The sequence below is a fragment of the Pseudoalteromonas sp. McH1-42 genome, from assembly GCF_022347845.1.
Lineage (GTDB): Bacteria > Pseudomonadota > Gammaproteobacteria > Enterobacterales > Alteromonadaceae > Pseudoalteromonas > Pseudoalteromonas rubra_D.
The window spans coordinates 1-22967 of sequence record NZ_JAKRFU010000003.1 but is presented as its reverse complement, the minus strand read 5'-3'; the positions used below and the strand labels follow the sequence as shown (position 1 = coordinate 22967).

The 22967-nt window shown below is 47.0% G+C and carries 18 protein-coding genes; all 18 read left to right on the top strand.

Features of this window, described 5'->3' with window-relative positions; translation table 11 throughout:
* Positions 1 to 135: 135 nt before the first annotated feature.
* The 18 genes from rimP to MHN31_RS03460 all read left to right on the top strand — a co-directional run bounded on the left by rimP (position 136) and on the right by MHN31_RS03460 (position 22658).
* On the top strand, positions 136 to 591 hold the full coding sequence (gene rimP / locus MHN31_RS03545; RefSeq protein ID WP_010385057.1) for a ribosome maturation factor RimP: 456 nt from the start codon (positions 136 to 138) through the stop codon (positions 589 to 591).
* 42 nt (positions 592 to 633) lie between these two features.
* A complete protein-coding gene (gene nusA, locus MHN31_RS03540; RefSeq protein ID WP_010385056.1) occupies positions 634 to 2133 on the top strand; it encodes a transcription termination factor NusA in 1500 nt (499 codons plus the stop codon).
* A gap of 29 nt (positions 2134 to 2162) precedes the next feature.
* Positions 2163 to 4841: a translation initiation factor IF-2 gene (gene infB / locus MHN31_RS03535; protein ID WP_049865303.1), complete on the top strand. Its 2679-nt coding sequence runs from the start codon at positions 2163 to 2165 to the stop codon at positions 4839 to 4841.
* Positions 4842 to 4956: 115 nt separating this feature from the next.
* Positions 4957 to 5367 (top strand): 30S ribosome-binding factor RbfA, encoded by a 411-nt coding sequence (gene rbfA, locus MHN31_RS03530; protein ID WP_138539348.1) that lies wholly within the window; start codon positions 4957 to 4959, stop codon positions 5365 to 5367.
* Complete coding sequence (gene truB, locus MHN31_RS03525) at positions 5367 to 6302, top strand: tRNA pseudouridine(55) synthase TruB (protein WP_239443457.1); 936 nt, start codon at positions 5367 to 5369, stop codon at positions 6300 to 6302. Before rbfA ends, truB begins: the two co-directional genes overlap by 1 nt.
* 105 nt (positions 6303 to 6407) lie before the next feature.
* Entirely contained in the window at positions 6408 to 6677 is a 270-nt protein-coding gene (gene rpsO / locus MHN31_RS03520; protein ID WP_010385052.1) for a 30S ribosomal protein S15, read from the top strand.
* A 272-nt stretch (positions 6678 to 6949) separates the two neighbouring features.
* A complete protein-coding gene (gene pnp / locus MHN31_RS03515; protein WP_194867700.1) occupies positions 6950 to 9064 on the top strand; it encodes a polyribonucleotide nucleotidyltransferase in 2115 nt (704 codons plus the stop codon).
* A gap of 111 nt (positions 9065 to 9175) precedes the next feature.
* A complete protein-coding gene (gene nlpI / locus MHN31_RS03510; protein ID WP_125562464.1) occupies positions 9176 to 10078 on the top strand; it encodes a lipoprotein NlpI in 903 nt (300 codons plus the stop codon).
* A gap of 4 nt (positions 10079 to 10082) precedes the next feature.
* Positions 10083 to 11255, top strand: a complete 1173-nt coding sequence (locus tag MHN31_RS03505; protein ID WP_239443456.1) for a hypothetical protein — start codon at positions 10083 to 10085, stop codon at positions 11253 to 11255.
* Positions 11256 to 11487: 232 nt separating this feature from the next.
* Positions 11488 to 14280 carry a monovalent cation/H+ antiporter subunit A gene (locus MHN31_RS03500; protein WP_125562468.1) on the top strand — a complete coding sequence of 931 codons (2793 nt, stop codon included), beginning with the start codon at positions 11488 to 11490 and terminating at the stop codon, positions 14278 to 14280.
* On the top strand, positions 14280 to 14654 hold the full coding sequence (locus MHN31_RS03495; protein WP_010385046.1) for a Na+/H+ antiporter subunit C: 375 nt from the start codon (positions 14280 to 14282) through the stop codon (positions 14652 to 14654). Before MHN31_RS03500 ends, MHN31_RS03495 begins: the two co-directional genes overlap by 1 nt.
* A complete protein-coding gene (locus tag MHN31_RS03490) occupies positions 14651 to 16162 on the top strand; it encodes a monovalent cation/H+ antiporter subunit D (RefSeq protein ID WP_125562470.1) in 1512 nt (503 codons plus the stop codon). The genes MHN31_RS03495 and MHN31_RS03490 overlap by 4 nt, the downstream gene beginning before the upstream one ends.
* A complete protein-coding gene (locus tag MHN31_RS03485) occupies positions 16163 to 16699 on the top strand; it encodes a Na+/H+ antiporter subunit E (protein WP_049866593.1) in 537 nt (178 codons plus the stop codon).
* Entirely contained in the window at positions 16693 to 16962 is a 270-nt protein-coding gene (locus MHN31_RS03480) for a K+/H+ antiporter subunit F (RefSeq protein WP_010385043.1), read from the top strand. The genes MHN31_RS03485 and MHN31_RS03480 overlap by 7 nt, the downstream gene beginning before the upstream one ends.
* 9 nt (positions 16963 to 16971) lie before the next feature.
* Positions 16972 to 17301, top strand: a complete 330-nt coding sequence (locus tag MHN31_RS03475; protein WP_125562472.1) for a Na+/H+ antiporter subunit G — start codon at positions 16972 to 16974, stop codon at positions 17299 to 17301.
* A 272-nt stretch (positions 17302 to 17573) separates the two neighbouring features.
* Positions 17574 to 19688, top strand: a complete 2115-nt coding sequence (locus tag MHN31_RS03470; RefSeq protein ID WP_194867702.1) for a methyl-accepting chemotaxis protein — start codon at positions 17574 to 17576, stop codon at positions 19686 to 19688.
* Between the two features lie 96 nt (positions 19689 to 19784).
* Positions 19785 to 21725, top strand: coding sequence for a DNA topoisomerase III (locus MHN31_RS03465; RefSeq protein ID WP_239443455.1), 1941 nt, complete (start codon positions 19785 to 19787; stop codon positions 21723 to 21725).
* A gap of 75 nt (positions 21726 to 21800) precedes the next feature.
* A complete protein-coding gene (locus MHN31_RS03460; RefSeq protein WP_125562478.1) occupies positions 21801 to 22658 on the top strand; it encodes a tetratricopeptide repeat protein in 858 nt (285 codons plus the stop codon).
* The last annotated feature ends 309 nt before the right edge of the window (positions 22659 to 22967 follow it).

The window sequence follows — 22967 nt, the reverse complement described above, 5'->3', positions numbered from 1 at the left end:
TTGTTTTTGGTGTGACGCCCCGCTTGGTTCGGGGCGTTGTTGTATCTGGAGCTAAGCAACTCAGCCCAGCCCAGAAGCAAACAGCTGAATCATTAGGGCTTTTAGGCCCTTTTTTTGTTTGTATGGAGGTAATTTGTGACAAAACTCGAGCAAGAATTAACGACTATGTTAGAGCCGGCTGTTGAAGCCTGTGGCTTCGAGTTGCTCGGTCTGGAAGTGATGCAAGCCGGTCGTCATTCGACACTGCGCATCTACATCGATCATGAAAATGGTATCAATGTAGATAATTGTGCAGATGTGAGTCGTCAGGTCAGTGCCATTCTGGATGTCGAGGACCCCATTACAAATGAATATAACCTGGAAGTGTCTTCACCTGGTGTAGACAGACCATTATTCAAACAAGCTCATTATGAGCAGGCAGTGGGCGAAGAAGTACGTTTGCGTACTAAGCTTCCACAAGAAGGTCGCCGTAATTTCAAAGGCGACTTGGTTGCAGTTAATGGCGATATGATCACGCTAACCGTCGATGGCCAGGAGCATCACCTTATGCTCAGCAACATCGAGCGCGCGAACATGATCGCAAAATTTTAAAAGTTAGGTGCGAAGGAAAAAAGGGCAAGCGAGGCAATAACTATGGCAAAAGAAATATTATTGGTTGCAGAAGCTGTTTCCAATGAAAAAGCAGTCCCAAGAGAAAAGATTTTTGAAGCATTAGAGTTCGCACTAGCGACGGCCACCAAAAAGAAACATGATGGTGAGATCGAAGTACGCGTATCTATTGACCGTAAAACGGGTGAGTATGACACTTTCCGTCGTTGGATGGTGGTCAACCCACAAGAAGATGGCTCACTGGAAAATCCGTACGCAGAAATCACTTTTGAAGCAGCACAGGTTGAAGAGCCTGACATTCAGCTGGGTGATTTTGTTGAAGAACAGATCGAATCGATTCAGTTCGACCGCATCACGACACAGATGGCAAAGCAAGTCATCGTTCAGAAAGTGCGTGAAGCTGAGCGTGCACTGATTGTTGATGCATATAAAGATCAGGAAGGTGAGCTGGTAACGGGTGTTGTTAAAAAAGCATCGCGCGATACTGTGGTACTGGATCTGGGCAATAACGCAGAAGCCGTGATTTACCGCGAAGATATGCTACCGCGTGAAAGTTTCCGCCCGGGCGACCGTGTCCGTGGTTTGCTTTATGCTGTTAAACCAGAAGCGCGTGGCGCGCAGCTGTTTGTAACACGCTCCAAGCCTGAAATGCTTATGGAGCTATTCCGTATCGAAGTGCCAGAAATCGGCGAAGAGATGATCGAGCTCAAAGGTGCTGCGCGTGATCCGGGATCGCGTGCTAAAATTGCGGTAAAATCAAATGACAAACGCATCGACCCTGTCGGCGCGTGTGTGGGCATGCGCGGTGCGCGTGTTCAGGCTGTATCTACCGAGTTAGGTGGCGAACGTGTTGATATCGTATTGTATGATGACAATCCGGCTCAATTCGTGATCAATGCCATGGCACCTGCAGAAGTGGCATCCATTGTTATGGATGAAGATACGCGTACGATGGAAATCGCAGTAGAAGCTGACAACCTGGCACAAGCGATTGGCCGTAACGGTCAGAACGTACGTCTTGCCAGCCAGCTGACTGGCTGGGAATTGAATGTGATGACAGTTGAAGACATGGAGCGCAAGAGCGCAGAAGAGTCTGACAAACTGATTAATCTGTTCACTGAAGCATTGGACATCGACGACGATTTCGCAACCTTGTTGATTAACGAAGGATTCTCAACACTTGAAGAAGTGGCCTACGTTCCTGTAGCTGAGTTCCTGGAAATTAATGGTTTGGACGAAGACACAGTTGAAGAGCTGCGTAAGCGTGCAAAAGATGCGTTGACTACCAAAGCGTTACGCGACGAAGAAAGCCTTGAAGGGGCAGAACCAGCTGACGATTTATTAAATCTGGAAGGTTTGGATCGCCACCTGGCGTTTGTAATGGCCAGCAAAGGGGTAATCACACTGGAAGACCTGGCTGAGCAAGGCATTGACGAATTAGTCGAGATCACTGAATTATCTGAGCAACAAGCGGGTGACTTTATCATGGCCGCACGTAATATTTGCTGGTTTAGTGAGCAATAGTAGTTTATTAACGGGAGGTAACGCATAATATGGCAGAAGTGAGCATAGAGAAACTAGCCGAAAACATTGGTACAACTGTTGATAAATTACTCCAGCAGTTGGCAGATGCAGGGATCACCAAAGCCACTGGCGACCATGTTACTGAAAACGAGAAAGCACAATTGCTGGACCATTTAAGTAAGCAGCATGGCGGTACCGGTTCTGATGGACCGGAGCGTATGACTTTGCAACGTAAGAGCAAGAGCACGTTAAGTGTGACTGGCTCTCATGGCAAAGCAAAATCCGTTCAGGTCGAGGTACGTAAAAAGCGCACTTACGTTAAAAAGAGCGCAATCGAGCAGCAAAAAGAGCAGGAAAGACTCGCTGCAGAGGAAGCTGCGCGCAAAGAAGCAGAGTTGAAGGCTCAGCAAGAAGCTGAGCAAAAGGCCAAAGAAGAAGCCGAGCGTAAGGCACAAGAGGAAGCCGAGCGTAAGGCAAAAGAGGAAGCTGAGCGCAAGGCTAAAGATGAGGCAAAACGTGCAGCGCAAGCTGAACGTCAAGCGAAAGAACAGCAGAGTGAAGAAGTGGATAGCGCCCAACAAGAGAAAGAGAAACTAGAAGCAGAGCGTCTGCGCAAAGAAGCAGAAGCAGCTGCCCTACAGAAAGCAGAAGAAGAAGCCAAGCGTAAAGCTGAAGAAGCAAAGCGTTTAGCCGAAGAGAATGAAGCCCGCTGGAAAGCTGAAGAAGAAGAGCGTGCACGTCGCGAAGCTTCTGCAGATCACCACCTTACGACGTCGACTTATGCGCGTGAAGCAGAAGACGAGTCAGATGCACAGGAAGAAAAAAGTGCGCGTCGTAAGAAGAAGAAAAAGCCAGCTGAAAAAGTGGCTCAGCCAGCGCGTGGTAAAGGTAAAAAAGGCAAGTTGAAGGCGCCTACCTCACTACAGCATGGTTTTAAGAAGCCGGTAAGTGAAGTGAAGCAGGAAGTTCGTATCAGTGAAACCATCACTGTTGCAGAACTGGCATCACGCATGGCGGTGAAAGGCGTTGAAGTCGTTAAGACCATGATGAAGATGGGTGAAATGGTTACTATTAACCAGGTCATCGATCAGGAAACCGCGCAGGTTGTGGCTGAAGAAATGGGCCACAAAGTTGTTCTGGTTAAAGAAAACGAGCTGGAAGAAAAAGTACTGAGCGAGCGTAACGAAAGTGAAGCGCTTGAGCAACGTGCACCAGTTGTTACCGTTATGGGTCACGTTGACCACGGTAAAACTTCAACACTGGATTACATCCGTAAAGCGAAGGTTGCAGCAGGCGAGGCCGGTGGTATTACCCAGCACATTGGTGCATACCACGTTGAAACTGAAGGCGGCATGATCACTTTCCTGGATACACCAGGACACGCAGCGTTCACGTCAATGCGTGCACGTGGTGCTAAAGCAACAGATATTGTTGTTTTGGTTGTTGCGGCGGACGATGGTGTAATGCCACAAACCAAAGAAGCGGTACAGCACGCGAAAGCAGCTGAAGTGCCTCTAATCATCGCTGTAAACAAGATGGATAAAGAAGGCATTGACCCGGATCGCGTTAAAAACGAACTGGCTCAGCTGGACGTTATTCCTGAAGAGTGGGGCGGTGACACGCAGTTTGTTCATATCTCTGCGAAAACCGGTCTGGGCATCGATGACCTACTGGAAGCTATCCTGATGCAGTCTGAACTGCTTGAGCTGAAAGCAGCACATAAAGGCATGGCATCAGGTGTGGTGATTGAATCTCGCCTTGATAAAGGTCGTGGTCCGGTTGCCACTGTACTGGTTCAGTCAGGTGAACTTAACCAGGGTGATATCGTACTGTGTGGTCTGGAATATGGCCGTGTTCGTGCAATGAAAGACGAAAACGGAAAAGACATCACGACTGCTGGTCCTTCAATTCCGGTTGAAATCCTGGGTATGTCGGGTGTACCAGCTGCGGGTGACGAAGCAACTGTTGTTAAAGACGAGCGTAAAGCACGTGAAGTTGCATTGTACCGTCAGGGTAAATTCCGTGATGTGAAACTGGCGCGTCAGCAGAAAGCGAAGCTTGAAAACATGTTTACCAACATGACTGAAGGCGACGTATCAGAAGTGAACGTGGTACTGAAAGCAGACGTACAGGGTTCAATCGAAGCCATCTCTGACTCTTTGGTTAAACTGTCTACAGACGAAGTTAAAGTGAAGATCGTTGGTAGCGGCGTAGGTGGTATCACTGAAACTGACGCAACCCTGGCAGCGGCTTCTAACGCAATTATTGTTGGCTTTAACGTACGTGCTGATGCATCTGCACGTAAAGTGATTGAAGCTGAGAACTTGGATCTGCGTTACTACAGCGTAATCTACGATCTGATCGAAGAAGTGAAGCAGGCAATGTCAGGTATGCTGGCACCTGAGTTCAAGCAAGAGATCATCGGTCTGGCTGAAGTACGTGACGTGTTTAAGTCGCCTAAGATTGGTTCGGTTGCGGGTTGTATGGTTACTGAAGGTGTGGTTAAACGTAGCGCACCTATCCGCGTACTGCGTGACAATGTTGTTATTTACGAAGGTGAACTTGAATCACTGCGCCGCTTTAAAGATGACGTGGCAGAAGTTCGTAACGGCATGGAGTGTGGTATCGGCGTTAAGAACTATAATGACGTTAAGGTCGGTGACCAAATCGAGGTATTCGAAACCGTTGAAGTACAACGTTCGTTGTAAGTCAGTCGGGGTTCAACCTTGAAATGGGGGCGTAAGCCCCCATTTGTGTTTGTGTTTCCTCTAGTGGGCGATTGTATGCATTGCCCGTTTTAATGATTAAAATGAAGTGGTGAAAATGAGAGAATTTTCTCGTACTGATCGTGTTGCACAACAGATCCAGAAAGAAATTGCCGTGATTTTGCAGCGCGAAATTAAAGATCCGCGTTTAGGCATGGTCACTGTATCGGCTGTAGAAGTATCGCGCGATCTGTCTTACGCCAAGGTGTTTATTACGGTTCTTGGCGGTGATGACGACAAAACCAAAGAAAACCTGTCGATTCTGAATGAAGCCACAGGTTATATCCGTTCTTTGCTTGGCAAACGGATCCGCGCGCGGATCATGCCTGAACTGCGTTTTGTTCTGGATAACTCCCTGATGGAAGGGATGCGTATCTCTAATCTGGTTGATGAAGTGATCCGCAAAGACAATGAAAAGCGTGGTGACGAAGAGCTGCCAGATACCAAAAGCGACGACGGAGAAGCCTAATGGCACGTCGTAGTAAAGGCCGTCCGATTGACGGGATCGTGCTGCTCAACAAGCCTCAGGGGATCTCCTCGAATAAAGCGCTGCAACAAGCCAAAGGCATTTACTTTGCGCAAAAAGCCGGCCATACGGGTGCATTGGACCCACTGGCAACGGGTATGCTGCCAATCTGTTTTGGTGAAGCCACTAAGTTTACGCAGTTTCTGCTGGATACTGATAAAACTTACGTGGTGCGTGCCAAATTGGGCGAGCGCACAACGACCTCTGACTCTGATGGTGAAGTGGTCGAAACACGCCCTGTGCAGATCACGCGAGCACAGCTGGAGCAAGATGTTGCCAGCTTCCTGGGGGAGTCTGATCAGTATCCGTCGATGTATTCCGCGCTTAAGTATCAGGGTCAGCCCCTGTACAAGTATGCCCGAGAAGGTATCGAAGTACCGCGTAAGTGCCGCAAGATCAATGTTTATTCAATTACGTTAGATGAGTATGACGATCAGGCACAAGAGATCCAGATGACAGTGCATGTTTCTAAAGGCACCTATATTCGTACCATAGTCGATGATCTGGGCGAGAAGCTGGGCTGTGGGGCGCATGTCATTATGTTACACCGCTCTGAAGTGGGGCATTATCCCAGCGATAAAATGATCACACTTGAGGAGTTGGAAGAAAAGCTCCAGCAGGCGAAAGCGGAAGAACTGCCGCCTTCAACTTACATTGATGCCCTATTACTCCCTATGGATACGGCATTGGTGGATTTACCGGCGGTTGAGATCAATGCAGAGCAAGGCGTGGCATTTAGTCATGGCCAGACAGTCGTCGTCGGTGAGCTGCCAGAGGGGGTGTTGAAAGTGGTGGCTGATGGTCGTTTTGTCGGGATTGGTGAGCGCAATCAGCACGGGCACCTCAAGGCCAAGCGGGCGCTATCCAGCGCACAATAAAATTTTTTGTCAGCGGGGGTAATTGCTGATACAATGCCGCCCGCTTTGTCGCTTTGGCTGAATTAGTGATCGGCTGAAGCATTACTTAAACAATTGGAGTTTATTATGTCACTAAGCAATCAAGAAAAAGCAGAAATCGTAGCAAAATTCGCACGCGCAGAAGGCGACACTGGTTCTCCTGAAGTTCAGGTTGCACTGTTAACTGCTGATATCAACAAGCTACAAGGTCACTTCGCTAACCACAAGCATGACTTCCACTCACGTCGTGGTCTGCTACGTAAAGTAAGCCAGCGTCGTAACCTGCTTGATTACCTAAAAGGTAAGAGCGTAGAGCGTTACTCTGCACTAATCAAAGAGCTTGGCCTACGTCGCTAAGAACTTGATTATTTGTCGGATTTTTATCCGATAAGAAAAAAGGGGCTAAATCGCCCCTTTTTTTGTGGGTATATACTCAGTATACTTATGCCCGAGCCGCCATTCTGGGGGTTCAGCGCCAAGTCTGCAGCCAATTGTAGTGCTTAAGCGGATCATCTAGCTCTGTTTGGTTTAATCTTTTTTATCAAATGGTTATTAGTCTCTTTAGTCCCCTTAAGACTGTAATTGGTCGTTGTTGGCGCTTATATGTTATTTTTGTAAGGAAGATATTTGTGCAAGCAATTATTAAAGAATTCCAACTGGGTCAACACACAGTAACCCTAGAAACTGGTGCCATTGCGCGTCAGGCTGATGGTGCCGTTTTGGCCAGCATTGGCGACACCTCTGTACTTGTAACGGTTGTAGGTAAGCGTGAAGCTGCACCTGGTCAGGACTTTTTCCCTCTGACAGTTAACTATCAGGAAAAAATGTATGCGGCAGGCCGTATCCCTGGTGGCTTCCTGAAGCGTGAAGGCCGTCCTTCAGACAATGAAACACTGATCGCGCGTCTGATTGACCGTCCAATCCGTCCTTTATTCCCTGACGGCTTTGTGAACGAAGTACAAGTTATCGCGACAGTGGTTTCTTCAAACCCTGAAATTCAACCAGACATGGTTGCTATGATTGGTACTTCTGCGGCACTAGCAATTTCTGGCGTGCCGTTCAATGGTCCAATCGGCGCCGTACGTGTTGGTTTCACTGATGGTCAGTACGTACTGAACCCGTCAGTGACTGAACTTGAGCAAAGTAAACTTGACCTGGTAGTTGCGGGTACCGAAGGTGCCGTACTGATGGTTGAGTCAGAAGCTGAAATTCTGACTGAAGAAGAAATGCTGGGTGCGGTTGTGTATGGTCATGAGCAATCACAGGCTATCATCCAGGCTGTGAACGAGTTTGCTGCAGAAGCAGGCAAGCCGGCTTGGGACTGGACTGCACCAGAGAAAAATGTTGAGCTGTCTGACAAAATCGCAGCAATCGCTGAGCAAAAAGTGGGTGACGCTTACCGCATCACTGATAAAGTGGCACGTAAAGACGCACTAAGCGAAGCAAAAGCAGAAGTTGTCGAGAAGCTGACCGCTGAGCTGGCTGAAGACGAAGCGCTGGACGAGCAGGAAGTGTCTAAGCTGTTTAGCTCACTTGAAAAGAAAATCGTACGTGGCCGCATCATTGCTGGTGAGAAGCGTATTGATGGTCGTGAACCAGACATGGTTCGTGCGCTTGACGTGATGACGGGCGTATTACCACGTACACACGGTTCTGCAATCTTCACGCGTGGTGAAACGCAGGCTTTGGTTACTGCTACCTTAGGTACAGAACGCGATTCACAAATGATGGACAACCTGATTGGCACGCAGAAGCATCACTTCATGCTGCACTACAACTTCCCTCCATTCTGTGTGGGTGAGACAGGTTTCATCGGTTCGCCTAAGCGTCGTGAGATTGGTCACGGTAACTTGGCTAAGCGCGGTGTACAAGCGGTTATGCCAACGCTTGAAGAATTCCCGTACTCTGTGCGTGTGGTTTCTGAGATCACTGAATCAAACGGTTCATCTTCAATGGCGTCTGTATGTGGTACGTCACTGGCTCTGATGGATGCGGGTGTACCAATCAAGTCATCTGTTGCGGGTATCGCGATGGGTTTGGTTAAAGAAGGCGAAGACTTTGTTGTTCTATCTGACATCCTGGGTGACGAAGACCACCTGGGTGACATGGACTTTAAAGTAGCGGGTAACAGCGCGGGTGTAACTGCACTTCAGATGGATATCAAGATTGAAGGTATCACAAAAGAAATCATGCAGATCGCACTGCGTCAGGCAAAAGCAGCACGTCTGCATATCCTGAGCGTGATGGACCAGGCAATCGCCAGCCCATCTCAGGACCTGTCTGAGTTCGCACCACGTATCTACACTATGAACATTCCACCGAAGAAAATTGCTGATGTAATCGGTAAAGGTGGCGCGGTGATCCGTCAGCTAACTGAAGAAACGGATACAACCATCGAAATCGAAGACGATGGTACCATTAAGATTGCTGCAACTAATGGTAACAGTGCTAAAGAAGCGATTGCTCGTATCGAAGCGCTTACCGCTGAGTTGGAAGTAGGTACTATCTACACAGGTAAAGTAAACCGTATCGTAGACTTTGGTGCATTCGTAAACGTACTGCCTGGTAAAGATGGCCTGGTACACATTTCACAGATCAGCAAAGAGCGCGTAAACAACGTAGCTGATCACCTGTCTGTTGGCCAGGAAGTGAAAGTAAAAGTACTAGAAGTAGACCGTCAGGGTCGTGTGCGTCTGAGCATTAAAGAAGCACTAGAGTCAGATGCGGCACCTGCTGCTGAGTAATATCTGACAAAGAAACAATGAGTTTCGATGAAAGGGGCTGAATGGCCCCTTTTTTTATGCTTTAATATTTGCTCGACAGTAATAGCGACAAGCGGATCAGAAATTCGCAACATGCCCAAAAGGGGAAATAGATTGAGACTGTTATTATTACCTTTGCTATGTCTGAGCTTACTCGGGTGTCAGTCAACTCAGCAAGCGGCGGATATGCCCAACGTGACGGTGCCTTTTGCCGTGCCATTGGCAGCTAATTTTCGCAATGAAATAGCCATCGCCAGATACAGCGAGTTGTTACAAAACAAAACGCTGGATAATGACCAACAGGCGCAGCTGTTTTATAACCGGGGTATGCTTTATGACAGCCTGGGATTAACCACGCTGGCACGTATCGACTTTAATCGCGCAGTCAAACTCAAACCAGATTTGGCAGAGGTATACAATTTTCTTGGTATACATCATACACTTCGACAAGAGTATGGCACCGCCTACGAGATGTTTGATGCGGTGCTTGAGCTTAATACAGATCATGAATATGCCTATTTAAATAGGGGTATAGCCTTATATTACGGGGAACGTCCAGCACTGGCAGTAAACGATTTTGAGGCTTTTCTGGCGCGTTCTCCTCAAGATCCGTACCGGCTCATGTGGCTTTATCTGGCAGAATCTAAAGTCGACCCGGTTGCTGCAAAAGCAGCTCTGAAGCAGCACAGCCAGGCCTTGAATAATGATGAATGGGCAACACAATTGGTACAGCTTTATTTGAATGAGCTGTCTCAGCAGGCCTTTCTCGCGCAAGTTGGAGATGGCGTTAAGTCGCAACAGGAGTTTGCAGAGCGCCTGTGTGAAGCCTACTTTTATCTGGCTAAGCGTTATCAGGCTGAGGGTAAAACGGGAAAAGCCATTGAATATTTTAAACTGGCCCTTGCAACTAATGTCTACGAATTTGTAGAACATAAATACGCCCGTCTTGAACTGCAAATTATCGCCGATGAAATGAACCGGGCGGATGTAGGCTGATCTGATGCCTGCTTTGATGCTTCGCTATGTAGTGTTACTGGTCTGTAGCACACTCATAGCGGGCAGCGCCTTCAATCCCTGGCACTTTAACTCTCCCAACGCGCGTCAGGCACAGCTTTCTTTGCTTAAGCGCAGCCCACAGAGCTTTTTCCTTGATGTTCGACGAGCAGGCTTGCTGCTACCTGAGCTCTCTGATGGCACGGTACTGGCGTTACGCAAGTTGGATGAGCCCGCGGCGGCGTTTGAATGGGCAATTCGGCTGATCGAACAGGGGGACTTAGATACAGCGCTCCTGCTGGCCAGAGCGCATTGGGAGGCCACTACCTCGCAAGCGCATCTACGGTTATTGGAGTCCCTGACAACAGCGCATGCAGTGTCTGAGATAAACCTGTTGGCCTCTCATTTTGCGCTGCCTCGACCTTATTATACGCTGTCACGGGTTATGCAGGGCGCTTCTGCCAGTGAGCTGGCATCGGATGATTTGCAGCAACTGACTATCCGAACTGTGAATGAGCTTCACTGGGATGATGCAAAGTGCATACGTCGGGTGGCCATGTTGAGTGATTCCTGGCTGGGCTTTAAAAAGCTGCAACAGTTGAAAGCGCAATACCTTAGTGCCCCTTTACCTCATTCGGGTAGCTATTGTTTTGCAGATCCTGTGTATATGGGATCTGATCTACAATGTCACCTGAAAGCACAAAAATTTGCTTATTGTGACCTTGCTGGATTGCCCGGCAGCGCGTACTGGTCTGTTGCCGATCATCTTGTCCTGATGACAAAACGTGGCGATGCGAATGTCAGCCGTGGCGTAATGACATTAAACTTGAACAGCGATTATGCTGTGTTTGTCCATGAACTGATGCACTTCAGTGGCTTTGAGGATGAATACGCGATTGATGAGGCAAAAGCACAATGGTTATGCGCAACTCCTGGGTTTAAAGCACCTAACTTATACGTTGGTAATACACCACCTAAGGGGTGGTATCCCAGTCAGAGTTGTGAGGCCGGGTTACTATCTGCTTATAAGCCCCAGCAGGCTATGTCTAACATGCAATATCAGAGTCTGGCGTTGTCCAAACGATACAAGGAGCTCTGGCTATTGGCATTTCAGCAACAGCGCGATAAACCCACAGATTTTCAGCGGTTTATTCAGGTTAAATTAGCTGCCAAGGGTTAAAAGCCCAGTTTATTTATGAATTTAATCTGAATTGTTTGTAAATGTTGGCTAAAATGGCAGCGTATAGAGCGCGAAAGTCTAGACAACTCAAATACTAATCAAGTATAACTGGTAAGCGTTATGTGTGATAAAAACGTGCGCAAAATAAATCAGATAGTCTATGCATAACACTAGCTACACACTGCGCGCTGTTCCGTTTATTTACGGTTATTGAAGATAAAAGGTTTTCTTTATGACATTGCTTTGGATACCCTTGCTATCCTTATTAGGCAGTTTACTCTCATCATTAACAGGTAAACTATCCCGCAATCAATCGACTGCGGTAACTTTACTTGCGCCTGGATTGGCACTTGCGCTGGCTTGCTACATGGCACCCGGCGTGTTTGCCAATGAACAGCTGCGGACCACCATAGAGTGGATCCCGTTGTTGGGCTTAGAACTCTCATTCCGCTTGGATGGTTTGTCTTTATTGTTCGTATTCCTGATCCTGGGAATCGGCATTTTGGTGATCTTCTATGCGCGTTACTATTTAAGTAGTAACGACTCTATGCCAAAGCTCTATGCTTACTTAATGCTGTTTATGACGGCGATGCTGGGCATCGTGATGTCGAATAATGTTCTGCAATTATGGCTGTTTTGGGAATTGACCAGTATCAGCTCGTTTTTGTTGATAAGTTATTGGTGGCACAAGTCTGAAGCCCGAAAAGGGGCTAAAATGGCCCTCGCGATAACTGGTGGTGGCGGATTGGCGCTGTTGGCTGGTTTATTACTCCTGGGTGACATTGTAGGTAGCTACGACTTGGATATCATCTTAGCCAGTCGCGAGCTTATCCAGGCGCACGATTTATATGAACTGGCGCTCATCTTGGTATTACTCGGTGCATTCACTAAATCTGCGCAGTTCCCATTTCACTTCTGGTTGCCTCATGCGATGGCCGCACCTACGCCAGTCAGTTCTTACTTACACTCGGCCACTATGGTGAAAGCAGGTATTTTCCTGCTGGCTCGTTTCTACCCTGCGCTGGCAGGTACGGAAATCTGGTTTATTCTGGTTGGCCTCACGGGTCTTGCAACTTTACTGGTCGGTGCTTATATCGCGCTGTTTAAGCATGATCTGAAGGGATTACTGGCATTCTCGACTATCAGTCATTTAGGTTTGATCACGCTGTTATTGGGCCTAGATACTGAATTGGCCACCGTTGCCGCCATATTCCATATCATTAACCATGCAACCTTTAAAGCCTCACTGTTTATGGCAACCGGTATCATAGATCATGAAACCGGCACGCGAGATATGCGTAAGCTCAATGGCATGTGGCGATTTATGCCGTACACAGCAACCCTGGCAATGGTTGCCGCGGCAGCAATGGCAGGGGTTCCTTTATTGAACGGCTTCTTGTCAAAAGAAATGTTCTTCGCTGAAACTTTACATCAGCAGTTGCTTGGCTCAATGTCTTGGTTGATCCCAATCCTGGCAACGATTGCGGGTGCCTTTTCAGTGGCATACTCGGCTCGTTTTATTCATGACGTGTTCTTCAATGGCGAACCCGTTGACTTACCAAAAGAGCCTCATGAAGCGCCACGTTACATGCGTGTGCCGATCGAGGTTTTGGTTGCGCTGTGTCTGATTGTGGGCATGTTCCCAGGCTTTATCGTCAGCGATATCCTAAATGTCGCGTCTGCGGCGGTATTAGGTGGCGAGCCACCGCAATTTAAGATTGCGATCTGGCATGGTTTCAATCTACCTCTGTTGATGAGCGGAATAGCCGTGTGCGGTGGCTTGCTAATTTATACGCAGCGCCGTTACTTGTTTGCATTCCAGGCATCGTTACCGCCTATTAATGCCAAAAAGGGTTTTGAGCATACCATGTCCAAGGTAGTTGGCTGGAGCCGCGCCCGCATTGATGCAATAGAAAATGGTTCCTTGCAGCGCTATTTGATGTTGATGTTAATGGTGGTGCTGTTGAGTGCCGGTTGGCCGCTGTTTGAAATGAGCCAGTTGGTTGGCGAAAACAAACCAACCCCCATTGATGTTCACAATGCTATTGGTGCTGGTTTGTTGATGATAGGTGCAATAGGTACTGTGATCTGGCATCGCACTCGTATGGTTGCCTTGTTGATGATTTCGGTGGTGGGCCTGATGGTCGCCGTTGCGTTTACACGCTTCTCTGCACCAGATCTGGCGCTGACTCAGCTGACGGTCGAAGTCGTCACTATCATTCTGCTGATGCTTGCGCTGTTCTTCCTGCCGCAAAAAACGCCCAAAGAAAGCAGCTCTGTGCGTGTGTTACGCGATTTGGGTATCGCCTCTGCGATTGGCGTGATTGTGGGCAGTATTTGTTATGCCTTGATTACACGGCCATTGAATTCGATTTCCGATTTCTTCCTCGCGAATGCGAAGACCGGTGGTGGTGGTACCAACGTGGTCAATGTTATCCTGGTCGACTTCCGTGGTTTTGATACCTTAGGCGAGATTATCGTATTGGGTATTGCTGCGTTGGGCATTTATAAGTTGCTAATAAATCTGCCACTGTTTATGCCGGGCAGTGATTCAGAAGGCCGTCCATGGGCACGCGAACGTTACCCAATTTTGCTGGCATCTATTTCTCAGAGTTTGCTACCTCTGGCGTTAATGGTGTCGGTTTATATCTTCCTGCGCGGTCATAATTTACCTGGTGGTGGCTTCATTGCAGGCTTGGTTACTGCCATAGCCTTTATATTGCAGTACATCGCGCATGGGTCTAATTGGATCTCGGAGCGCTTTACGCTCAATTATCGGAAGATCATCGCGTCAGGTATTGCTATTGCGATGATTTCAGGCTTGGGCAGCTGGGCATTTGACCGTCCATTCCTGACCAGTTGGTTTGATTACTTTGATATACCGGTGATTGGAGAGATAGAGCTTGCCAGCGCATTGGTATTTGACTTGGGTGTATATATTACGGTTGTTGGCGCGACATTGATGATCCTGGCGAGTCTGGGTAAGTTGACAGCCAATGCACCTAAAGAAGAGGTAAATATTTAATGGAGCTATTGTATTCATCTTGCGTGGGCCTGTTAGTGGCCTGCGGAGTGTTCCTGATTTTACGTGCCCGGACTTTTCCCGTAGTGCTGGGTCTCACTATGTTGTCTTACGCGGTAAACTTGTTTTTGTTTGCCTCAGGTCGATTGACCATGAATAAAGCCGCAGTGTTGGGTTATAGCGACGGTTATGCTGATCCTCTCCCTCAGGCACTGGTGTTAACTGCGATTGTAATCGGATTTGCGATGACTGCATTCGTGGTCATTCTGGCTATCAGGGGTCGTGCGGACTTAGGCAATGACCATGTCAATGGTATCGAAGTGAATACGGCTACGCGCAACAGTGGTTCCCAGCGTAAGGAGCAGGGTAAAGCATGATACAGCATTTAACTTCCTTGCCAGTACTATTACCTATGCTGGCAGCTATCTTTATGTTGATGCCGCCTTGTGGCAAGAACCTACGAGCACGGCGCATTGTGTCTGTCGGTATGGGGGCGCTCACAACTGTGGCCTCGGTAATTTTATTGCTGATGACCCGCGAGCATGGCACTTCAGTCTATGCGATTGGTAACTGGTCTGCGCCGTTTGGTATTGTGCTGATTGCCGATCCGCTGTCAGCATTACTGGTTACTTTGACCTCTTTCCTTGGTCTGGTGTGTGGCTTATATAGCTGCGCTGGTGACGATGAACGTGGCAGTTTTTTCCACCCGCTTCTGCATTTCCTGATTTTGGGCGTCAATGGTGCGTTTTTGACCGGAGATGCGTTTAACTTGTTTGTCTTCTTTGAAGTCCTGTTGATTGCGTCATACTCTTTGCTGATGCACGGTGGTGATAAGCGCAATACACGTGCCGCTTTACAGTATGTGATCCTGAACCTGGTCGGCTCTTCGGTTTTCCTGATCGCGCTTGGGATCTTGTACGGCACTCTGGGCACATTAAATATGGCGGATATGGCCCAAAAAGTGACGTTGCTGCAAGGTGATGATGTCTATCTGGCCAAGATCGGTGGACTGTTGTTGTTGGTCGTATTTGCGCTTAAAGGTGCATTACTTCCTCTTCACTTGTGGCTACCTAACACCTATTCTACGGCAATGCCTGTGGTGGCAGCATTGTTTGCCATTATGACCAAAGTGGGTGTGTACTCTATGATGCGTGTGTACACCCTGATTTTTGGCGAAGAAGCTGGTGAACTGAGCCACATGGCGCAAAACTGGCTTTGGTGGCTGGCGATTGCCACTATTGTGATGGGGGCAATAGGGGTATTGGCAAGCCAAGATTTAAGAAAAATGGTCGCCAACCTGGTAGTTGTGTCTGTTGGTACTTTGGTAGCATTGGTCGCAGTGCAAACTGTGCAAAGTAGCGCGGCAGCGATTTATTATCTGGTGCATTCGACCTTGGTCAGTGCCGCACTGTTCCTGTTAGCAGACTTAATTGCCCGACAAAGAGGTAAGGTAGCGGATAGGATCACCGCTGGTCGCCCGGTTTCACAGCCGCTATTGCTTGGTGGTGCATTTTTGGTCGCTGCAGTTGCCGTGATCGGCATGCCGCCTTTATCCGGGTTTGTAGGTAAGGTCTGGATCCTGAGGTCAACCTTGGACACACCTTATGGCAACTGGTTTTGGTTAGTTTATTTGGTGGCAAGCCTCGCGATTTTGGTATCGGTTTCAAAAGCGGGTAGCACCGTATTTTGGCATCAGACAGGCAAAGGTGATAGCGAACAGGAGCGAGCACATCCGGCACAAGTTTGTGCTGTGATGCTGCTGGTATTGTGTACACCATTAATGGTGATTTTTGCAGGCCCATTGAGTGAATATGCACTGCTGGCAGCTCAGGAGTTACATGATTTCACAGGACTACTGCAAGACGTGTTGGGAGGAGTACGCTAAATGCGTTTGGAAGCAAAATATAGATGGTTGCCAACGCCGTTCCGCAGCCTAATGTTATTTATCGTGTGGTTATTGCTCAATAATACGGTTGCACCGGGACATTTGATCTTAGGCGCTATTCTTGCTGTCGCAATTCCGCTTGCTACTTTTCCATTTCGTACCAAACAGCCTTTGGTACTGAAACCGGGCAAGGCACTGCAATATTTGTTGCTGGTTTTGTATGACATCTTAATGGCAAATATCGAGGTGGCCATTAAAATCCTGGGACCAACCCGAAAGCTGAAGCCCGGGTTTGTCAAAGTGCCAATTGACTTAGCACAGTCGATGCCGATTACTATTTTAGCCAGCACCGTGTCTCTTACACCAGGCACTGTGAGTGCTGAGGTCTATCCTTGGCCTGAAGATATGGCGGAAGACGCTGAACCACAACAACGTTATTTGTTGATCCATGTGCTTGACCTGGACGATGAGGCGGAGTTGATCGACACGATTAAAACGCGTTATGAAAAACCTATTAAGGAGATCTTTGCATGTTAGAGACGGTGATTTTGATTGTCTTTGCGATGATCGGTGTGTCTTTGTTACTTAATTTGTGGCGACTGGTTGTTGGGCCTTCCATTCCAGATCGCATACTTGCCTTGGATACCATGTACATTAATACCATTGCCTTGATAGTGCTTTATGGAATGAATATGGGCACGTCGCTGTATTTTGAGGCGGCTTTGTTGATAGCCTTGCTTGGCTTTGTTAGCACTGTGGCCGTCTGTAAATATTTGCTGCGCGGCGATATCATTGAATAGGAGCACCGAATGATGGAATGGGTTATTTCAATACTATTATTGTTAGGCGGCAGCCTGATTTTGGTGGGATCGATCGGTTTAGTAAAAATGCCCGATTTCTTTATGCGTTTGCATGGCCCAACAAAAGCAACCACTCTAGGTATGGCGTGTCTGCTATTTGCTGCCATGGCCTACTATGGGTTTTATGGCGAAGGTGTCAGTGTGAAAGAGATACTGATCTCGATGTTCTTGCTTATTACCGCCCCTATCAGTGGCTATATGTTGATTAAATCAGCTATTCACCATAGATTAGACAGTATTGAGTCGACTCGTGGTAAAGACAATATCGAGGAAGACTGAACCTCCTTTTAATATGAGCCGCTGTTGTACACAAGCAGCGGCTCATCTCGTCGAGTATCCATTCAATTGAAATCTCTGAGCTATCGTTCCTTTCCCGTCACATCGTTATAGTGTCTGTTGCGTGTGCAATGAATGCGCTATTCATATTCTACGTAAAAAAAATATCGGAATAGTGTAGTCATAATTACTTAAAGCTGTCATTTTAGAATACGCAAGAAAGCGTAACTTTTGCTAAAGTTACCCGAATAAACAACCGTTTGTGAGTGTTTTATATGCAGCATATGTCCATCAAGAAAAAGCTCATCCTGTTTGTGATTACTTTGGTTACAGCCCTTGTTGCCTTGCTGGTGTCAACCATGTGGATGAACCTGCAAAAAGAAAATAAAGTACAAAGCGCACAGCTTCGAGAGCTGGCATACCAAGAGATCAGAACGGGCTTAACTGCACAGGGGCAATATTATGCTCAGCAGGTTGCCGCATTTATAAACTCGGCATATCGGGTGCCATATACTCTGGCTGGAGCATTGAAAGAAACTTCTGTCCGCGACCCGCTTGAACGCACCCAAGTTCAGCATCTGGTAGCAGGTGCATTAAAACAAAATCAATTTGTATCTTCTATGTATGCTCAGTTTGAGCCAAATGGCTATGACCAACAAGATCAGGCCCACACGTCCGGCGCAAGCCACTCAGCCCCGGGGGACGGCACCCTGGAGTTATACTTCACGCGAGATTCAAGTGGCATTACTCAACACCAAATCGAGTCAGCAGCCGACAAGTACTTAGATAAACGTAACGAGTTTGGTTTGAGGGAAGCCGAATGGTATCTGTGCGCACGTGACAATGTTGCCCCCTGTATTATGGAACCCTACCTGTACGAAATTTCCCCTGGTAACAAAATGCTGATGACGTCATTAACGGTGCCGGTAGACATCAATGGGCGTTTTCAGGGATTGGTTGGCGTGGATGTGAATTTACCTGTTTTCCAGCAGTTAGTTGACGAGTTATCTGAATCTCTTTACCAAGGCCAGGCGAAAGTTACTTTACTCAGTAACTTAGGCTTGGTAGTGGGGGCTAGTCATTACGATAAACTAGCCAGACCCCTGAAAGAATCCATTAACTCAGGTGTGGCAGATAAACTGCTGAAATTACATCAGACCGGCGGGTTTAGTGAGATGGATGATATGCTTGCCATTGCAGTCCCTATTGAAATTGAGCTTGCCAATACAACCTGGTCTTTGGTGATTGAATTGCCCAAGGATGTTGCATTGGCCTCAGTAACCCAAATAGAACAGCAGATTGAAGCGTCGACTAATTCATTAGGGCGTTGGATGTTGTTGTTAGGAACATTGGTTGCTGCAGTTGCTTTGGGTCTGGCGCTTGTCTTGATTAATACCATTGTTGGACCATTAACTTATATTGAGGAACGGGTTGAAAGTTTGGCTTCCAGTGAGGGTGACTTAACTCATAAGCTTGAGGTAAGCCACCATGCTGAACTGATATCCCTTGCACATGGTTTTAATCGCTTCACCGAAAAACTAAGAAGCATGATTATTGACCTCAAAGAGTTAGCCGAGGAATCATATACTCAATCACATAAAACCACAGAAGCCGCGATTAATATTAAAAATAAGGTATCGAATCAGCATCTTGAAATAGACAGTGTCGTTACTGCCATCAACGAGTTAAGTGCGACGGCAACAGAAGTGGCCAGAGCATCAGAAAAAGCAGCTTTGAGTACAAATCATGCTGTTGAAACGGTCCAGAGTAGCGAGCGCAGTATCGTCAGAACGACTGAGACTGTGCAGGAAATTGCTGAGCAGGTTTTAGATGCCAAAAATGCATTCGGTAAAGTGTCCGAGCGCAGCGGTGACATCTCTAAAATTTTGGATGTGATCCGAGCGATTGCAGAGCAAACAAATTTATTGGCACTGAATGCTGCGATAGAAGCGGCCAGAGCTGGAGAACAAGGCCGTGGTTTTGCTGTGGTTGCTGATGAAGTCAGGGCGCTGGCCTCGAAAACACAAGCGTCAACAGATGACATCAGCAAGCTGATCGACAATCTTCAAAGTGAAGTGACTGGTTCAGAGCAGATCATTGAAAAAACGGTTAGCCAGGGTGAGCAAGCGGTTTCATACTGCCAAGAATCTGCTGAGCTTATGAGTAGCTTAGTAGGTGAGTTAAGCAGCATATCAAATGAAGTAACACAAATCGCCACGGCAGCAGAAGAGCAAAGCATGGTGACTGAGGAAATCAGCACTAACACGACGGGTATATCTGATGCGGCGGCTGAGTTATCTGGTTTCGCGGATGAGGTAGAGCAAGCTGCGAGTGCAATGACTTACATCGTGGAGCAAAAACACAAGCAGTTGAACTTACTTAAAACCTAGGCCCATCCTCAATCTCTTTGTCCGTTTGAGTCAACTCTGGCAATTGCTGCCAGAGTTGACTATCATGACTGTAAATACATACAGTTGTTTTGAAGAATGAAACTTTATATTGCCGAAAAGCCCTCTCTGGGCAGAGCTATCGCAGATGTTTTACCTAAACCACACAAGAAACATGAAGGCTATATTGAGTTAGCCAATGGAGACTGTGTTACTTGGTGTATTGGACATTTGTTAGAACAAGCTGCGCCGGAAGACTATGATCCGAAATATAAGAAATGGCAAATGGCGCACTTACCCATTATACCGGAACTTTGGCAGTTCAAAGCAAAGCCCAAAACCAAAAAACAACTGAGTATTGTGAAGAAGCTTGTCAAACAAGCCGACAACCTGGTCCATGCGGGCGATCCAGACAGAGAAGGTCAGTTACTCGTTGATGAGGTACTTCAGGAGGCGAAGTTATCCGGGCGTAAAAAACAGTCGACTCAACGGCTACTAATCAGCGACTTAAACCCTTCGGCGGTAAAAAAAGCGCTAAATCAGATGCGTGCCAATCACGAATTCGTTCCTTTAAGTGTGTCTGCTTTGGCAAGAGCCCGGGCAGATTGGCTGTATGGTATGAACCTGACAAGAGCTTATACATTGGTTGGACAAAAAGCGGGATTTCAAGGCGTGCTCTCGGTCGGTAGGGTACAAACGCCTGTCCTTGGGTTGGTTGTCAGGCGCGACATGGAAATCGACAACTTTGTTTCTAAACCTTTTTTTGAGGTGCTGGCGCATGTTCGAAAAGATGATGGAAGTGAGTTCAGTGCGAAGTGGAAACCCAGTGAAGCTTGCCAGCCATATATGGATGAAGAGGGCCGCGTGCTGGTGAAAGGTTTGGCTGAGAATGTGGCGGCGAGGATCCATGCTCAAGATGCGCAAGTCAAGAAAATCGAAGCTAAGCCAAAAAAGCATAATCCTCCTTTGCCCTATAACTTGTCGGCATTACAAATAGATGCGAATAAACGATTTGGTATGTCAGCAAAACAGGTATTGGATGTTTGTCAGGCGCTTTATGAAAAGCACAAACTGATCACTTACCCTCGCTCTGATAATCGATATTTACCGACAGGTCATTTTGCTGAAGCGCAACAGGTGTTGGGTGCTGCGTTAAATAATCAGGGGTTAACAGAAGAGAAAGTAGCCGACGCCAATCTCAGCCTGAAAAGTAAGTGTTGGAACGACGCTAAAGTTGAGGCACATCACGCTATCATTCCAACAGCAAAGAAATTAAAAACGGCTCAGTTAGGTCAATATGAGCTGCAAGTTTATCAGCTGATAAGTACCCAGTATCTGGCGCAGTTTTATCCAGCCTACCGATATACTGAGACTAGAGTAGAGTTAGAAATTGCCGGCGGTGTATTTGTAGCAAAAGCAGAACAAATCTTAGAGCTAGGCTTTAAGCGGTTATTCAAAGCAGAAGAAAAGAAACCAGTTGTTTTACCCCAATTAGAATTGGGTGAGTTATTACACTGTTTTAAAGGAGAAGTGGTTGAGAAGCACACCCAACCACCCAGTCATTTTACAGAAGCAACTTTGCTAAGTGCGATGACAGGTATCGCCCGGTTTGTCGCCAATGCTGAGATCAAAAAAGTGCTAAAAGAAACCGATGGACTGGGCACGGAAGCAACCCGAGCTGGGATCATCGACTTATTGTTCAAAAGAGGCTTTTTGCAACGCAATGGTAAGAGTATCCGTTCGACAGAGTTAGGAGTGGCTCTGATAAAGACGTTACCAGAAGATGTTTCTTTGCCTGACAGAACGGCTCTGTGGGAATCACAATTGGCAAAAATTGCGATGAAAGAGCAGCCTTACCAAACTTTTATGAGCCCTCTTGAAAAAGAAATTACAGGTTTTATTGAGCGCGCTTGGGTAAGCGACAGCACATTGTTCACTGGATTAAAAAGTAGCAGAACTGGGTCGAAATCTTCATTTTCTAAAAAAAGATCGAAGAAACGCACCTCAACGAAAAGTAGTCGTCGTAAATCGGCAGCGTAATCAGGTTTTAAGCTTGCCTTGCAATTTGTGAGGATGTCACCATATAGATAAGCAAATATCATAGCTGGTTTGAACATGGAAAATAAAATTTCACTTACTCCGGAAAATATCCAACAGGTGTTAGCATCCGGGGACCCAGAAAAACTCGTATTAATGACGTTCTTCAGTGCACAAGAACCCAACTGTCTTGCACAAGCTGATATTCTTGATGCGCTTGCTCAGCAATATCCGAATAACTTAGTGGTAGCGACTGTCGATTGTGATCAGCAGCAAATGCTCGCTTCTCAACTTGCGCAACAAGTCGGCCTTCAGGCGTTGCCGACATTGGTAATTCTAAAAGGGGGAGCTCCTGTCGATGTTCTTCCCGGCGCTAAAACACAGGAAGAGATTTCTAAGGCTCTCTCTGAGCATTTGCCTTCTCCGGAATTGATTTTACTTGATCAAGCTAAGCAAGCTCTGGCTAGTGGCGAGTTGAACGAGGCATTTGCTTTGGCTAAGCAAGCTTATGGCGTAGCAAAAGAAAACCCAAGGGTTTTGTTGGTATTTGCAGACATCTGTATTCAGATAAAGAAAGTAGATGAGGCTGAGGCGCTACTAGGATCTGTACCAGAGGAGGCTCGGGATGCGTATTTTACCAATTTAAGTTCTAAACTTGAGCAAGCAAAAGAAGCTCAGGAATCGCCTGAGCTTAGGCGACTGTTGGCTGAAGTCGAATCTGCGCCGGGCGATCTGTCTCTATTGTGCCAGTTAGCTCAGGCTCAGGTCGATGCGGGTAAGAGTGCAGATGCGCTTGAAAGCTTGTTTGCTGTGTTAAGAAAAGACATGAACTTTGGAGAAGCCAAAAAAGGTTACCTGGACATTATTGCATCATTGCCAGAAGGTGATGAGGTAGCAATGCGCTACCGACGTAAACTTTACAGTCTTTTATACTAATAATTCTTACTTTTAAAAATGGCGCTAAAAAAAGCGCCATATTTTCTTGCGTCTCATCTGAAATGTACAATACTTAGATCCCCTAGCAATTGGTTTGTGTCAAATGGGTGAATATTTGATGACAAAACCAGCTGTTTTGATGTGTTTAGTACGTAATTTAACCAAAAGTGTTGTTTTTATCACTTTCCTTCGAAAAAAGGTTGCGTCGGGTTTCGATTTCCCTATAATGCGCATCCACCGACACGGAGCACAACGCTGAAAAGCAACGAGTTAAGTGAAGGGAAAGCCAAACGGAAAGCTTAATTAAGA